General features: G+C 60.7%; 12 protein-coding genes. 9 read left to right on the top strand and 3 right to left on the bottom strand.

Annotated elements, in window-relative coordinates; all coding sequences use genetic code 11:
• The first annotated feature begins 3 nt into the window (after positions 1 to 3).
• The 5 genes from glmU to ACNFHO_RS10440 all read left to right on the top strand — a co-directional run bounded on the left by glmU (position 4) and on the right by ACNFHO_RS10440 (position 6,410).
• Complete coding sequence (gene glmU, locus ACNFHO_RS10420) at positions 4 to 1,371, top strand: bifunctional UDP-N-acetylglucosamine diphosphorylase/glucosamine-1-phosphate N-acetyltransferase GlmU (RefSeq protein WP_416766180.1); 1,368 nt, start codon at positions 4 to 6, stop codon at positions 1,369 to 1,371.
• A 178-nt stretch (positions 1,372 to 1,549) separates the two neighbouring features.
• Positions 1,550 to 2,326 carry a DeoR/GlpR family DNA-binding transcription regulator gene (locus tag ACNFHO_RS10425; RefSeq protein ID WP_063541896.1) on the top strand — a complete coding sequence of 259 codons (777 nt, stop codon included), beginning with the start codon at positions 1,550 to 1,552 and terminating at the stop codon, positions 2,324 to 2,326.
• Between the two features lie 2 nt (positions 2,327 to 2,328).
• On the top strand, positions 2,329 to 4,164 hold the full coding sequence (gene glmS, locus ACNFHO_RS10430; protein WP_416766182.1) for a glutamine--fructose-6-phosphate transaminase (isomerizing): 1,836 nt from the start codon (positions 2,329 to 2,331) through the stop codon (positions 4,162 to 4,164).
• Positions 4,165 to 4,520: 356 nt separating this feature from the next.
• Positions 4,521 to 5,465, top strand: a complete 945-nt coding sequence (locus ACNFHO_RS10435; RefSeq protein ID WP_416766184.1) for a LysR family transcriptional regulator — start codon at positions 4,521 to 4,523, stop codon at positions 5,463 to 5,465.
• A 294-nt stretch (positions 5,466 to 5,759) separates the two neighbouring features.
• Positions 5,760 to 6,410, top strand: coding sequence for a hydrolase (locus ACNFHO_RS10440; protein WP_125931777.1), 651 nt, complete (start codon positions 5,760 to 5,762; stop codon positions 6,408 to 6,410).
• Positions 6,411 to 6,506: 96 nt separating this feature from the next.
• Here the strand turns inward: ACNFHO_RS10440 and ACNFHO_RS10445 are convergent, their stop codons facing one another.
• Positions 6,507 to 7,883, bottom strand: coding sequence for an amino acid permease (locus ACNFHO_RS10445; protein WP_416766185.1), 1,377 nt, complete (start codon positions 7,881 to 7,883; stop codon positions 6,507 to 6,509).
• Between the two features lie 475 nt (positions 7,884 to 8,358).
• Between ACNFHO_RS10445 and hcnA the strand changes: the two genes are divergently transcribed.
• Genes hcnA through hcnC form a run of 3 tightly spaced genes read left to right on the top strand, consistent with a single transcriptional unit; the run spans position 8,359 to position 11,317 of the window.
• Entirely contained in the window at positions 8,359 to 8,673 is a 315-nt protein-coding gene (gene hcnA / locus ACNFHO_RS10450; protein ID WP_054892997.1) for a cyanide-forming glycine dehydrogenase subunit HcnA, read from the top strand.
• The gene (gene hcnB / locus ACNFHO_RS10455; protein ID WP_416766186.1) at positions 8,670 to 10,064 is read left to right on the top strand and encodes a cyanide-forming glycine dehydrogenase subunit HcnB; all 1,395 of its coding nucleotides are present in this window, start codon (positions 8,670 to 8,672) and stop codon (positions 10,062 to 10,064) included. The genes hcnA and hcnB overlap by 4 nt, the downstream gene beginning before the upstream one ends.
• Before the next feature lie 2 nt (positions 10,065 to 10,066).
• Positions 10,067 to 11,317: a cyanide-forming glycine dehydrogenase subunit HcnC gene (hcnC, locus tag ACNFHO_RS10460; RefSeq protein ID WP_416766187.1), complete on the top strand. Its 1,251-nt coding sequence runs from the start codon at positions 10,067 to 10,069 to the stop codon at positions 11,315 to 11,317.
• 209 nt (positions 11,318 to 11,526) lie between these two features.
• Here hcnC and lpdA read toward each other — a convergent pair whose 3' ends face one another.
• The gene (lpdA, locus tag ACNFHO_RS10465; RefSeq protein WP_054892994.1) at positions 11,527 to 12,927 is read right to left on the bottom strand and encodes a dihydrolipoyl dehydrogenase; all 1,401 of its coding nucleotides are present in this window, start codon (positions 12,925 to 12,927) and stop codon (positions 11,527 to 11,529) included.
• Between the two features lie 205 nt (positions 12,928 to 13,132).
• On the opposite strand from lpdA, the gene cfaB reads away from it, so the two are divergent.
• Positions 13,133 to 14,317, top strand: a complete 1,185-nt coding sequence (cfaB, locus tag ACNFHO_RS10470) for a C17 cyclopropane fatty acid synthase CfaB (protein WP_063541884.1) — start codon at positions 13,133 to 13,135, stop codon at positions 14,315 to 14,317.
• A gap of 40 nt (positions 14,318 to 14,357) precedes the next feature.
• Here cfaB and cls read toward each other — a convergent pair whose 3' ends face one another.
• Positions 14,358 to 15,797 (bottom strand): cardiolipin synthase, encoded by a 1,440-nt coding sequence (cls, locus tag ACNFHO_RS10475; RefSeq protein WP_416766188.1) that lies wholly within the window; start codon positions 15,795 to 15,797, stop codon positions 14,358 to 14,360.
• Positions 15,798 to 15,807 lie beyond the last annotated feature (10 nt).

A 15,807-nucleotide genomic window follows, 5' to 3' on the forward strand; every position in this document is an offset into this window, starting at 1 on the left:
TCAATGTCACTCGATATCGTTATTCTCGCCGCAGGCCAAGGCACCCGCATGCGCTCTTCGCTGCCCAAGGTACTGCATCCGGTCGCCGGTAACTCCATGCTTGGCCATGTTATCCACAGCGCGCGACAGTTGCAGCCGAAGGGTATCCATGTGGTCATCGGCCATGGTGCAGAGCTGGTGCGTGAACGCCTGGCGGCTGACGATCTGAATTTCGTCATGCAGGACAAGCAGCTTGGCACCGGCCATGCCGTCGCCCAGGCACTGCCGGCGATCACTGCCGATACTGTGCTGGTGCTCTATGGCGACGTGCCGTTGATCGAGGTGGGCACGCTCGAGCGGCTTCTGGCCAAGGTCAATGAACAGCAACTCGGCCTGCTGACCGTCACCCTGCAGGATCCAACCGGTTACGGCCGCATCGTGCGTGATGCCCAAGGCCAGGTAGCGGCCATCGTCGAGCACAAGGACGCCAGTGAAGCACAGCGGGCGATCAAGGAAGGCAACACGGGCATCCTCGCGATGCCGGCTGCGCGCCTGGCAGACTGGATGGGGCGTCTGTCCAACAACAACGCCCAGGGCGAGTACTACCTCACCGACGTGATTGCCATGGCCGTGGCCGATGGCCTGGTGGTTGCCACCGAGCAGCCGCATGACGCCATGGAAGTGCAGGGCGCCAACGACCGCCTGCAATTGTCCGAGCTCGAGCGTCACTACCAGTTGCGCGAGGGACGCCGACTGATGGCCCAGGGCGTGACTCTGCGTGATCCCGCGCGTTTCGATGTGCGTGGCGAGGTGATCGTGGGGCGCGATGTGCTGATCGACATCAACGTCATCCTCGAAGGCAAGGTGATCATCGAAGACGATGTGCAGATCGGCCCTAACTGTGTGATCAAGAACAGCACCCTGCGCAAGGGCGCTGTGGTCAAGGCCAACAGCCATCTCGAAGGTGCGGTGATGGGCGAGGGCAGCGATGCCGGCCCGTTCGCTCGCCTGCGTCCAGGCAGCGTATTGGAGGCCAATGCCCATGTGGGTAACTTCGTGGAGCTGAAGAACGCCCATCTGGGCGAGGGCGCCAAGGCCGGTCACCTGACGTATCTGGGCGACGCCGAGATCGGTGCGCGTACCAACATCGGCGCGGGTACCATCACCTGCAACTACGATGGCGCGAACAAGTTCAAGACCGTGCTGGGCGAAGATGTGTTCATCGGTTCGAACAACTCGCTGGTCGCACCTGTGGAAATCAAGGATGGCGCTACCACGGCTGCCGGCTCGACCATCAATCAGTCTGTCGAAGCTGGCCAGTTGGCCGTTGCTCGCGCACGCCAACGCAATATCGATGGCTGGAAACGGCCGGAGAAGATCAAGAAGAGTTGAGTTATCCACAGATGTTTCGATCGAAAGCCGACTTGTGAATAAGTCGGCTTTTTTTATTGCCGGACAAGCCCGCTACACAGCGAACAGCGTTGTCAGTGAATCTATCCGCTGCTTGACGAATCCTTCATCTTAGGTTTTGATTGCAACCATTATCTTTCGAATCGAAACTTAACCTCACATGTCGAAACGAAACACCCCCCAACGTCGCCACAATATCCTGGCCTTGCTCGCCGAGCAGGGTGAGGTAAGCGTGGACGCCCTGGCCAAGCGTTTCGAAACCTCGGAAGTGACCATTCGCAAGGATCTCGCCGCGCTTGAAGCCAATGGCTTGTTATTGCGTCGTTACGGCGGTGCGGTACCGGTGCCGCAGGAGATGCTGGGCGAGGCAGCTCAGCCCGTTTCCAGCTACAAGAAAGCCATCGCCCGCGCAGCTGTCGGACGCATTCGCGAACATGCACGCATCATCATCGACAGTGGCAGTACCACTGCAGCAATGATCCCTGAACTCGGGCGCCAGCCCGGCTTGGTCGTGATGACAAACTCCTTGAACGTGGCCCGAGCCATCAGCGAACTCGAGCACGAGCCGGTGCTGCTGATGACCGGTGGTACCTGGGACCCGCACTCCGAGTCGTTCCAGGGTCAGGTCGCCGAGCAGGTACTACGCTCATACGATTTCGACCAGTTGTTCATTGGTGCCGACGGCATCGACCTGAACCGCGGCACCACCACCTTCAACGAACTGCTCGGCCTGAGCCGGGTGATGGCGGAAGTGGCCCGGGAAGTGATCGTGATGGTCGAGTCGGACAAGGTCGGGCGCAAGATCCCCAACCTCGAGCTGCCCTGGAGCAGCGTTACCACCCTTATTACAGATGATCGCCTGCCCGCTGCGGCACGCGAACAGATTCAAGCCCGCGGCATCAACCTGATCTGCGCCGCGATCAGCCAGGAGCAATGACCATGTGTGGAATCGTCGGTGCAGTCGCCGAGCGCAATATCACCTCCATCCTTATCGAAGGCCTCAAGCGCCTGGAATACCGTGGCTACGACAGCGCGGGCCTGGCGGTAGTCACCCAGCAGGGCGAGCTTGATCGCCGTCGTCGCATCGGCAAGGTGAGCGAGCTGGAAGCCGCGGTGGCCGCCGAGCCGCTCAACGGTCACCTGGGCATCGCTCACACCCGTTGGGCCACCCACGGCGCGCCGACCGAGCACAATGCCCACCCGCACTTCTCTGGCCAGGAAGTGGCCGTGGTGCACAACGGCATCATCGAGAACCACGAAGAACTGCGTGAAGAACTCAAGGGCCTTGGCTACGTGTTCACCTCGCAGACCGACACCGAGGTGATCGTCCACCTGATCCACCACACCCTCAAGAGCATTCCCGACCTGACCGATGCCTTCAAGACTGTGGTCAAGCGTCTGCATGGTGCCTACGGTCTGTCGGTGATCAGCGTCAAGCAGCCGGACCGTCTGGTTGCTGCGCGCAGCGGCAGCCCGCTGGTGATCGGTCTGGGTCATGGCGAGAACTTCCTGGCCTCCGACCAGCTCGCGTTGCGTCAGGTCACCGACCGCTTCATGTACCTCGAGGAAGGCGATATCGCCGAAATCCGCCGCGACCAGGTGAACATCTGGGATCAGGCCGGTAGCAAGGTCCAGCGTGAAACCGTGCAGTACCACGAAGGCGCCGAGGCTGCCGACAAGGGCACCTATCGCCACTTCATGCTCAAGGAAATCCACGAGCAGCCTTCCGTGGTACAGCGCACCCTTGAAGGTCGCCTGGCCGGCGACCACGTCATGGTCCAGGCCTTCGGCCCGCAAGCTGCCGAGCTGTTCGCCAAGGTGCGAAATGTACAGATCGTCGCCTGCGGCACCAGCTATCACGCCGGCATGGTCGCGCGTTACTGGCTGGAAAGCCTGGCCGGCATCCCCTGCCAGGTCGAAGTCGCCAGCGAATTCCGCTACCGCAAGGTGGTGGTGCAGCCAGACACCCTGTTCGTGTCCATCTCCCAGTCCGGCGAAACCGCCGACACCCTGGCTGCCCTGCGCAACGCCAAGGAGCTGGGCTTCCTCGGCAGCCTGGCGATCTGCAACGTCGGTATCAGCTCGCTGGTACGTGAATCCGACCTGACCCTGCTGACCCTGGCCGGCCCGGAAATCGGCGTTGCTTCGACCAAGGCCTTCACCACCCAGCTGGTCTCGCTGATGCTGCTGACCCTGGCCCTGGGCCAGGTACGCGGCAGCCTCGAAGCTGGCGTCGAAGCCGAGCTGGTCGAAGAACTGCGCCGTCTGCCCGCGCGTCTGGGCGAAGCCCTGGCGATGGACAGCGTGGTCGAGAAGACCGCCGAACTGTTCGCCGACAAACACCACACCCTGTTCCTCGGCCGTGGTGCCCAGTACCCGGTGGCGATGGAAGGTGCGCTCAAGCTCAAGGAGATCTCCTACATCCACGCCGAGGCTTACCCGGCAGGTGAGCTCAAGCACGGCCCGCTGGCGCTGGTCGATGCCGACATGCCGGTGGTTACCGTCGCGCCGAACAACGAGCTGCTGGAAAAGCTCAAGTCGAACCTGCAGGAGGTCCGTGCCCGTGGCGGCGAGCTGGTGGTGTTCGCCGACGAGAACGCCGGCATGAGCAATGGTGAAGGCACCCATGTGATCAAGGTGCCGCACATCATCGATGCCCTGGCGCCGATCCTGTACACCATTCCGCTGCAGCTGCTGTCGTACTACGTGGCCGTGCTCAAGGGCACTGACGTTGACCAGCCGCGTAACCTGGCGAAGTCGGTGACGGTAGAGTAAACGACTGCGCCGAGCAGAGGAGCGGTTTCGCGACTTAAAACTGTCGCTGATGAAGGGAGCCTTAACCGGCTCCCTTTTTCGTTGCACTTTTCCTTTCAGCTGTGCGCCCACAGCAACCCTGTGTCGATACTCATCCATGCCTCCCCAAATCCAACCTGATGAGTCGCTCGCCTCGTACCTCAGGCATAACCTGAACCTCCAAAGGCTTGCGAGTAACATGGGGCCTTCGAGAGGCTTCAAATATTGTCACAGACGTCGCGAATTCAGGCTTTGCTGCTGCGTGCGGTAGATCGCGATGCAAGCCCGCTCCCACAACGGTGGATGATCGTACTTTTCGTACAAAACCTAAGGCAACTATGAATCGACTTCCTGATTTAGAAGCGTGGGCAATATTTGCAAAGGTCGCGGAAACTGGCTCGTTTGCCCGTGCGGCGCTTGACCTGTCGTTGTCGCAGGCAACGGTATCGAAAGCTGTTTCTCGGCTGGAAGCGCGCACCAAAACTACTCTGTTCCATCGCACCTCGCGACGCATCTCTCTGACGGAGAGCGGCTCATCCGCCCTGGAAGCTGCCGCTCGCATTCTGGAGGAGGGGAAAGCGCTCGAAGCATTGGTGATGGAGAAGTCCACCACCCTGCAAGGGCGCATCCGAGTGGCGGCGCCGATGTCTTTCGGGATTCCGCGCTTGGCGCCGATGTTGCCTGAGTTTATGGCGGCTCACCCTGACGTCACGCTGGATGTGCAGTTCGATGATCAGAAGGTTGATTTGATTGAAGGGCGCTTTGACCTGGCGATCCGTATCTCGAGCATGGAGAGTTCAAGCCTGCTGGCGCGTCGCATCTGCCAGGTACGGGTCCTGCTCGTGGGGGCCCCGAGCTATTTTGAGCGTTATGGTCGCCCCCAGCATCCCCATGACCTGGCAAATCATCGAGCGTTGCAGTACAGCAATTCGAGAAACGGTGAGAGCTGGCGTTTCCGACACGATCAACAGGGTGAATACACCCAGCAGGTGCGTGCTCAACTCCACGCCAATAACGCAGAGGCATTGTCGCCCGCATTGTTGGCAGGCCAGGGCTTGGCATTGCAGGCGGAGTTTCTGGTGTGGAATGAGTTGCAGTCAGGTCAGCTTGAGGTGGCGATGCCGGAATGGCGGGTCGATCCCATTGAATTGCACATCGTGACACCCCCAGGGCGCAGGCGGCCGGCGCGCGTGCAGGCGCTGATCAGCTACTTCGCCGAGCGCATGGCAAGGGAACCCTGGGTGCATGGTGCCGGGGGGGTGGAGCCGTCTCTCGACAGTTGAGGGTTCGAGCAAAGGCGAGCAGTCGATGACCTCCTGGCACACAGGAGGTGTTTGAGATATCAAAATCAGAAAGGATGAGATTCCATAACTTCTATTTTAAATCCAATAGAGCGATTTTAAACTTCCGGCATCAGAGTTCAGTGCCATCTTCTTGCGGTTTCGTGAACTTTTGATAGACCGTATTTCGACGGCTCAAAATACGCGCGATGCGCTATTGATTTCTTATTGGAGATTAAAATGAAGTTACGGCAATTATTGGCTGCCCTAGTGATGGGGGCGGCTTCGGTTTCTGCGATGGCGTCTGGACCTGGTTCGAAACTGCTGACGCCGGAAAACTCGGCCATCATTCTGATCGACCATCAACCGCAGATGTATTTCGGCGTTGAGAGTGAAAGCCGAAATGAAGTAATGAATAGTGTCGCTGCTCTGGCTGAAACAGCCAGTGCTTTCAAGGTGCCCACTGTACTGACGTCGATCTCGGCCTCGACGTTTGCGGGGCCTCTTGATCCGAACATCACTGCTGTCTTCCCGAATACCCCTATCATTGACCGCACCATCATGAACGCATGGGAAGACCAGGACCTGGTGAATGCGGTGAAGAAAACGGGCCGTAAAAAGCTGGTAATGGCCGGCCTTTGGACTGAAGTATGCCTGACCCTGCCGGTGCTGAGTGCGCTGGAAGAAGGTTACGAAGTGTACATCGTGGTAGATGCTTCGGGGGGCTCGAGCAAGCAGGCACATGACGCCGCTGTTCAGCGTATGGTGCAGGCAGGGGCTCAGCCTGTGACGTGGATGCAAGTGTTGTATGAATACCAGCGCGATTGGTCGCGTCAGGGCACTTACGAAGCGGTGACCAACATTGCACAAAAACACGGTGGTGCACATGGCCTGGGTATCTTCTATGCCAAGTCCATGTTCAAAGCTCAGGAAGGCAAGAAGAAGTAACATCTTCTGAAATTTGAGCCTGATGTGAACTATAGAATGTCGGAGGCAAGTTTGGTTGCCTCCGATTTCTATTTATTTAAAAGTTAAGTGTTCGATTCAAGTCCGCGCCAGCTCCCGCACTTCGCCACCCCGGCGCTTGCGCACCATGAAGTACGCCGCCACGATCACCAGCAAGGTCACCAGCACCAGCCAGAATTGAAAACACGTCGCGGGGTCGATCGCCTGTGTTGCCAGCACCGACACCAGCGCCAGCAGCGCAATGACGTTGGTCAGCGGGAAGCCCCAGGCCTTGAATGACGTTGGGTCCACCACCTCATGCCGGGTTTTCAGGCGCATGCCGACGTGGGCGAAAATGATGAAGATCCAGACGAAGATGATGAACGCGCCGGTGCTCCTGGCCAGGGTCAGGAAGAGATCGCCGCCGCTGATGAAGTGCAAGGTCAGAATCGTCACGCAAATGCAGAACGCCAGCGCCAGTGCATTGATCGGAACGCCCTTGGCGTTGGTACGGGCGAACAGCGCTGGTGCATGTCCGCGCTGGCTGAGCGAGAACAGCATGCGCGAGTTGGAGAACATGAACGAGTTCATCACCGACATGAACGACACGAACAACACCAGTTTCATTGCCACCGCCGCGCCCTTGAAACCGGCGAGGGTGAACAGCGCGACGTAGGGCGAGGCGAGGTTGGCCTTGTCGGTCCAAGACAGGCAGAGCACCAGGATCGACACGGAACCGACATAGAACAGCATCACCCGCACGATCACGCTCTTGATCGCGCGGATCACGTTCCGGCGCGGGTTCTCCGATTCACCGGCAGCTACAGCGGCAATTTCGCTGCCGCCCAGCGAGAAGATCGCCACGATCACCCCGGCCATCACCGGCGACAGGCCGTTGGGCATGAAGCCGCCATGGTCGGTGAGGTTGACCAGGCCGGGAGCGGGGATGTTTTCCTGCCAGCCCAGCAGGATGGAGGCGCCGAGCAGCATGAAGATAAGGATGGTGACCACCTTCAGCGCCGCCAGCCAGTACTCCACTTCGGCGAACGAACGCACCGAGTAGGCGTTGCTGGCGATCAGCGTCACCAGCATGATGAAGGCGCCGATCCAGATCGGCAGCCAGGGCATGAAATCGTTGAGGATCGCGCCCAGCAACACGGCTTCAAGGGTGATGGTCATCATCGACTTGAGCCAGTACAGCCAGCCCACGGTGAAGCCCGCCCAGTTGCCGAGGTAGGTGTTGGCGTAGGTCGAGAAGGAGCCGGCGTCAGGATTGCGCGAGGCCATCTCGCCGAGCATGAACATCACCAGGGTGACGATGATGCCGCCGATCACGTAGGACAGAATCGCAGCCGGGCCGGCCGAGGCGATCAGGCTGCCGGAGCCGACGAACAATCCGGCGCCGATCACACCGCCAAGCGCGATCATGGTGATATGCCGCTGCTTGAGGCTTTGCTTCAATCCGTTGTCTTGCATGTCCAGACTTCTCTTATTATTGGAAGAAACCGGCGCGTCCTGCGAGCGGCAAGTGCTCGCGGATCTACCTGCACGGGCGGCGCCATCAATCGAGGTCTTGCTTCAGGCAATGCCTATCCGAGCCGACACCTTGGGCAAAGCGGCGCGTCATCTCAAACGAATTCTGCGCACAACATCCTGCGGATTTTTCCTGAGGTCGGTTTCGACGCCGATGCGCTTGAGACCATCGATGAATAACTTGAGCTACCCGGAAGCGTCGTGGCGAGGGGGGGCATAGCATGTTCCTCAAAGGGATGGGTGGCTGGGCGATGCGCAGTATGGATTTCCCTACCTCGACGGGTACTGCATCAGAAAAAACCAGGTCATACGCTGACAAAATCCTAGGAAGCTTCCTTCAATTCCTACGGCTTAGGTCAATATCTCCTCACAGTGCTTTGGCGTACCGTCGAGTCCTCTTCAAACAAGGACGAAGCCCATGCAATCACTGGAGCGAGTGCTCGACATACAGCCTGTCGTGCAGGCTGACATCACCTTTCAGATCAATGGCCAGACGGTGCAGGCCGCACAAGGCGAGACGGTACTCAGCGTGCTCAATGCCGTTGGCCTGCGTCAGCTGGCGCGCAACGACCACGGTCAGCCAGCTGGCGCCTTCTGCGGCATGGGCGTTTGCCATTGCTGTCTGGTGGCGATAGACGGACGGCCCAAGCGCCGAGCCTGTCAGACCGTGGTTCGGCAGGGGATGCGGGTGGAGACCGAGGTCAATCGCCTGGCCCTGGAGGTGCAGTCATGAGTCTGCGGCCGGTGATAGTGGGAGGCGGCTCGGCGGGCATGGCGGCGGCCATCGAGTTGGCCGAGCATGGGGTCGACTGCCTGCTGTTCGATGAAGCCTCGCGCCCGGGTGGCGTGGTCTATCGCGGGCCGCTGCGTGCCGGTGTCGACCTCGGTTACCTCGGCGCGCGCTACAGCAAGGCCCTGCACACGCTGCACGAAGACTTCGCCAGCAGCGCCGAACACGTCGACTTGCGCCTGAACAACCGTGTGGTTGGCGGCGATCATGAGCACCTGATGGTGCTGGATGCCGACGAGCAACTGCATGAGATCGACTATTCCCATCTGCTGCTGTCGGCCGGCTGCCACGAGCGCAATGTGCCATTCCCCGGCTGGACACTGCCTGGCGTGATGCTGCTGGGCGGGCTGCAGTTGCAGATCAAGAGCGGTGTGGTCAAGCCGCTGGGCAGCACCTTGATCGCAGGTACTGGCCCGCTGCTGCCACTGGTGACCTGCCAACTGCATGCGGCTGGCGCCAAGGTTGCCGGCGTTTACGAGGCCTGCGCCTTCAACCGTATCGCCAAGGAAAGCCTGGCGCTGCTGAACAAACCGCAGCTGTTTCTCGACGGCCTCAGCATGCTGGCATACATGAAGCTCAACGGTATTGCGATGCACTATGGCTGGGGTGTGGTCAGCGCTAGTGGTGAAGGTGAACTGCGCGAAGTCAGCCTTGCGCCCTATGGCCAGGATTGGAAAGCCGACATGAGTCGTGTGCGGCGCGAGCCGGTGGACACCTTGGCGGTCGGTTATGGATTTATCCCGCGCACCCAGCTCAGTCAACAGTTGGGGCTGGCGCACGGGTTCAGCGACGACGGCTACCTGCGTGCGACATGCAATGTCTGGCAGCAGAGCAGCCAGGCGCATATCCACCTGGCCGGCGACATGGGCGGTATCCGTGGTGGCGAGGCAGCGATGCTGACCGGGCGCATCGCTGCGGTGTCGATCCTGCAGCAACGTGGCGTGCTCGACGCCGCCCAGGCCATCGAGCGGCGCGAGCAGTACTTGGGCAAGCTGGCCGCGATCACGCGGTTCAGGGCGGGTGTCGAGCGCTATACCCAACGTGGCGCAGCGCAAATCGAGCTGCCGCAGGCCGACACGGTGATCTGCCGCTGCGAGCACGTCACCCGTAGCGATATCGACCTGGCGCTTGAGCAGGGCGTGCAGGACATGGCCAGCCTGAAGATGCGTACCCGGGTGAGCATGGGCGACTGCCAGGGGCGCATGTGTGTGGGCTACTGCAGCGATCGCCTGCGCGCCAGCACCGGGCGAGCGGATGTCGGCTGGCTGCGACCGCGTTTCCCGATCGACCCCATCCCATTTTCCGCATTCCAGCACCTGGCCACGGAGGCCTGAGCATGAACAAGACCTATGACATCGTCATCGCCGGCGGTGGGGTGATCGGCGCCTCCTGTGCCTATCAGTTGTCCAAGCGCAAGGGGCTGAAAATCGCCCTGATCGACAGCAAGCGCCCGGGCAATGCGACACGTGCCTCGGCTGGCGGCCTGTGGGCCATCGGCGAGTCGGTAGGCCTGGGGTGTGGCGTGATCTTCTTTCGCATGATGTCCTCGCGCAACAAACGCGAGGCCCATGGCGCAGCAGTGGCGGTGGATTCGAGCACGCCGCATATCCTGCCGCAGTGCTTCTTCGATCTGGCACTGCAATCCAACGCGCTTTATCCACAGCTGCACCAGGAATTGATCGAGCGCCATGGCATGGACTTCAAGTTCGAGCGCACCGGATTGAAGTACATCATCCAGGACGATGAGGACCAGCTGTACGCCGAGCACATCGTCGCGCAGATCCCGCACCTGGCGGACCAGGTGCGCTGGCTGGATCGCCAGGCACTGCGCGAGCGCGAGCCTGCGGTGACCCTGCAGGCCAAGGGGGCGCTGGAGTTCCTCTGCGATCACCAGGTCAGCCCGTTCCGCCTGGGCGACGCCTACCTGGAAGCCGCGCGGCAGAACGGCGTCGATCTGTACCTGAACACCAACATCACCGATGTGCTGCAGGGGAACTCGCAGATCAAGGGTGTGCGCACTGCCGAGGCGGGGGTTTTCCATTGTCACACCTTGCTCAATGCCGCTGGGGCTTGGGCGGGCGAGCTCAGTGAGTGGGCCACCGGTACTTCGATTCCGGTCAAGCCGGTGAAGGGCCAGATCGTTCTCACCGAACGTTTGCCCAAGCTGCTCGATGGCTGCCTGACCACCAGTGATTGCTACATGGCGCAAAAGGATAATGGCGAGGTACTGATTGGTAGCACGACGGAAGACAAGGGCTTCGATGTCAGCAATACCTTCCCCGAAATTGCCGGGTTGGTTCAGGGGGCGGTGCGGTGTGTACCGGAGCTGGCGCAGGTGAGCCTGAAGCGTACCTGGGCGGGGTTGCGTCCCGGGTCGCCGGACGAACTGCCTATTCTTGGCCCTGTGGACGAGGTGACGGGTTACTTCAACGCCTGTGGACATTTCCGTACCGGGATTCTCACCTCGGCAATCACCGGCGTGATGCTGGACAAGGTTATCCACAACGAGCCACTGCCGCTGGATATCACACCTTTCCTGGCGAGACGTTTCGGGCGGGCTGTGGATAAGAACTGGGCGGTGGGGTAGGGCATGGGGGGCCGCTCCTGCAGGCTTGGTAGCCGCTGCAGGAGCAACTGTCTTGTCCAAAATCTAAGGGTCAGCCCAATCCCTGCGAGAGCGGCGGTTCGGCGCCCCGACTTGTCCCGCGAACACGGGCGTAGCCCGTGCCAGGCAGCGCGGTGTCCTTTTCGCGGGTAAACCCGCTCCCACAGGGGCCTGCGCTGCTTTTGTTGGACTTAGATCTGCATCGCCATCCCTTCCACGTTCATCGCTGCCTGGCGTAAGGCTTCGGAGCGAGTCGGGTGTGGGTGGCAGGTCAGGGCGATATCCTCGGCCGACGCGCTGAACTCCATGGCCACGCAAAACTCGCCGATCATCTCGCTGACGCTCGGCCCGACCAGATGCACACCTAGCACCTCGTCGGTCTCGGCATCGGCCAGCACCTTGGCGAAGCCTTCGGTCTCATGGTTGATCTTGGCGCGGCTGTTGGCGGTGAAGGGGAACTTGCCGACCTTGTAGGCACGGCCCTCTGCCTTGAGCTGCTCTTCGGTCTTGCCAACGCTGGCCAGTTCCGGTCGTGTATAGATGACGCCGGGGATCAGGTTGTAGTTGACCTCATGGGCCTTACCGGCAATACGCTCGATGCACGACACCGCTTCGTCTTCGGCCTTGTGCGCGAGCATCGGGCCGGAGGTGACGTCGCCGATCACCCAGATGCCGGGCACTTGGGAGCGGTGGTGGTCATTGGCGAGCATGCCGCGTTTGTCGGTCTGCAGGCCGACGCTCTCCAGGTTCAGGCCCTGGGTGTACGGGCGGCGGCCGATGGCGACCAGCACATAGTCGGCCTCCAGGGTTTGCGCATCGCCGCCGGCGGCAGGCTCAAGCGTCAGGCTGACGCTGCTCGCCGAAGGCGTGGCCTGGGTCACCTTGCTGCCGAGCTTGAAGCTCATGCCCTGCTTGGCCAGGGCTTTTTGCAGGGTCCTGGCGGTTTCCTCGTCGGTGCCGGGGCAGATGCGGTCGAGGTATTCGATCACGGTCACCTCGGCCCCCAGGCGACGCCAGACCGAGCCCAGTTCAAGGCCGATCACGCCTGCGCCGATGACCACCAGATGCTTGGGGACCTGCGGCAGCGCCAAGGCGCCAGTGGAGTCGATGATACGTTGGTTATCGATATTCACCCCTGGCAGCGGGGTTGGCTCGGAGCCGGTGGCGATCACGATATCTTTGGCCTGAAGAGTGGTTTCGCTGCCATCCTCGGCCTTGACGATGACCTTGCCGACGCCGTCGAGGCGGCCCCAGCCCTTGACCCAGTCGACCTTGTTCTTGCGGAACAGGTACTCGATACCCTTGGTCAAGCCGCTCACGCTTTCGTCTTTCTGCTTCATCATCTGCGCCAGGTTCAGGGTCGGCTTGACCTCGATGCCCAGGTGCGCGAACTCGCTGCCGCTGGCCGCTTCGTACAGCTCGGAGGCGTGCAGCAGCGCCTTGGAGGGCATGCAGCCGACGTTCAGGCAGGTGCCGCCGAGAGTCGAACGTCCTTCGACGCAGGCCACGCTCAGGCCCAACTGACCGGCACGGATGGCCGCGTTATAGCCGCCAGGGCCGCCACCGATGATCACCACATCATAGGATTTCATGGGATTCACTCCAGGGAAGAAGAATGCGCGAGAGGGGCACAAGGTTAGTCGCTGAATGGAGGATTGTATACAATCTGTCGATCGCGGCATGGCCGATAGCGTTGGACTATGGTCGCTATAAAAGGAAACTTCCAATGAATGAACTACCCTGATCCGGTGACGCTCGAATTCTTGTACGGCGTCCGTAATTGAAAGGGGGTCTTTCATGCTTGCGCAACTTCCACCTGCGTTGCAGAGCCTGCACTTGCCTTTACGTCTTAAGCTGTGGGACGGCAACCAGTTCGATCTAGGGCCTAGCCCGCAGGTCACCATCCTGGTCAAGGAGCCTCAGTTGATCAGTCAGCTGACGCACCCGAGCATGGATGAACTGGGCACAGCCTTTGTCGAGGGCAAGCTTGAACTCGAGGGGAACATTGGCGAAGTCATCCGCGTTTGCGACGAGCTCAGCGAGGCTTTGCTCAAAGACGATGAAGATGTAGTCCCGGTGCGCACCTCGCACGACAAGAAAACCGACGCCGAAGCCATTTCCTACCATTACGACCTGTCCAACGAGTTCTACCAACTGTGGCTCGATCCGGACATGGCTTATTCCTGCGCCTACTTCAAGGAGCCGGACAACACCCTCGCCCAGGCCCAGCAAGACAAGTTCGACCATCTGTGTCGCAAGCTGCGGCTGCAGGCCGGCGATTACTTGCTGGACGTCGGCTGCGGTTGGGGCGGCCTGGCGCGTTTTGCCGCACGCGAATATGGCGCCAAGGTGTTCGGCATCACCCTGAGCAAGGAGCAATTGACGCTGGGGCGCCAGCGGGTCAAGGATGAGGGGCTGGCCGACAAGGTCGACCTGCAGATTCTCGACTATCGTGACCTGCCCCAGGATGGCCGTTTCGACAAGGCGGTCAGCGTCGGTATGTTCGAGCACGTCGGCCATGCCAACCTCGAACTGTACTGCCAGCGACTGTTCGGCGCCGTACGTGAAGGCGGCCTGGTGATGAACCATGGCATCACCGCCAAGCATGTGGATGGTCGGCCGGTTGGGCGAGGTGCTGGGGATTTCATCGATCGTTATGTATTCCCGCACGGCGAGCTGCCGCACATCTCGATGATTACCGCGCGTATCTGCGAGGCAGGGCTGGAGGTGGTAGACGTGGAAAGCCTGCGTCTGCACTACGCCAAGACCCTCAATCACTGGAGCGAAAACCTCGAGAACCAGCTGCATCGCGCTGCGGCGCTGGTGCCGGAGAAGACGCTGCGGATCTGGCGGCTGTACCTGGCCGGATGCGCCTATGCCTTCACCAAGGGCTGGATCAATCTGCATCAGATTCTTGCAGTGAAGCCGTATGCGGATGGCCACCACGACCTGCCGTGGACGCGAGAGGATCTCTATCGTTGATCAAGACGGGGCCGCCTTTGCGGCCCCGCTTCTTTTCTGGCTACAGAATCGGTGAAATCAAGCGCGCGATGCGCATCCCCAGCTGCTGCAGCCGATGAGTGTCGCGGCTGTCTTCGGCGGTTATCTCCCGCGATTGCTCGAAGTCGCACAGCAGCATGGCCTCGACCTGATCGGCAAAGGCGCGGTCGATGGTCAGCAAGGTGATCTCGAAATTCAGCCGGAACGAGCGATTGTCCATGTTGGCGCTGCCGATAGCGCTGACATCATCGTCCACCAGGATCACCTTCTGATGCACGAAGCCCGGCTGATAACGGAATATGCGCACCCCGGCCCGCACAGCTTCGAAGGCGAACAGGCTGGAGGCGGCATAGACGATCTTGTGGTCGGGCCGTGACGGAATCAGTATCCGCACATCGACGCCGCGCAGCACTGCTAGGCGCAGTGCCGCGAAGACGGCTTCGTCTGGAATGAAGTAGGGGCTGGTGATCCAGATACGCCGTGTTGCCGACTGAATCGCTTCGACGAAGAACAGTTGGCAGGTCTCCTGTGGATCCGCCGGGCCGCTGGCAAGCACCTGACACAGTACGCCATCTTCTGGATAGGCATCGGGCAGGATCAGCGGTGGCAGCTCACGGGTGGCCCAATACCAGTCTTCGGCGAACGACTCCTGCAGACAGGCCAGCACCGGTCCGCTGACCTGCACGTGGGTATCGCGCCAGGGTGACAGGCGTGGATTGCCGCCCAGGTACTCATCACCGACGTTGTGCCCACCGACGAAACCCTGGAGTCCGTCAACCACGACAATCTTGCGGTGGTTGCGGAAGTTGACCTGGAAGCGGTTGAACCACCCACGGCGCGAGGAGAAGGCCTGGATCTGTACACCGCCCTCGCGCAGCACCTGGCTGTAGCGCGCCGGCAGGGCATGGCTGCCGACCTGGTCGAACAATACGTAAACCCTTACCCCTTCGGCGGCCTTGCGCAAAAGCAGTTGTTGCAGCTCGTGGCCGATGGCGTCGTCGTGGATGATGAAGAACTGCACCAGCACCGTATCCCGCGCCTCGCCGATGGCAGCGAAGATCGCGTCGAAGGTCGCAGTGCCATCGATCAGCAATTTCACCTGGTTGTTGGCCAGGCAGGGCATGCGACCAAGCTTGGGCATGGCACGCAGTGCCGCGTAGCTTTCCGACTCCCGGGCGGTCAGGGCTTCCTCCACCCAGGGGCGCCAGTTGAGGTCGGCCATCGCCACGTGCATCTCCTGGTTGGCTTGTCGCCGCGCCTGTATATAGGCGTAAAAGGAGCGGGCGCCAAAGATCAGATAGGGCACCAGGGTCAGGTAGGGAATGAAGAACAATGACATTGCCCAGGCGATTGCGCCCTGAGCGGTACGCACAGTGAACACCGCATGCAGCGCAGCGATGATGCCCAGGAAGTGAATCAGTCCGAGCAGGTAACCGAAGAAGTAGGGGCTGTGGTAATCCATACGCATCCTG

It is taken from the genome of Pseudomonas sp. NY15374, assembly GCF_048068255.1.
GTDB classification, from domain to species: Bacteria; Pseudomonadota; Gammaproteobacteria; order Pseudomonadales; family Pseudomonadaceae; genus Aquipseudomonas; species Aquipseudomonas machongensis.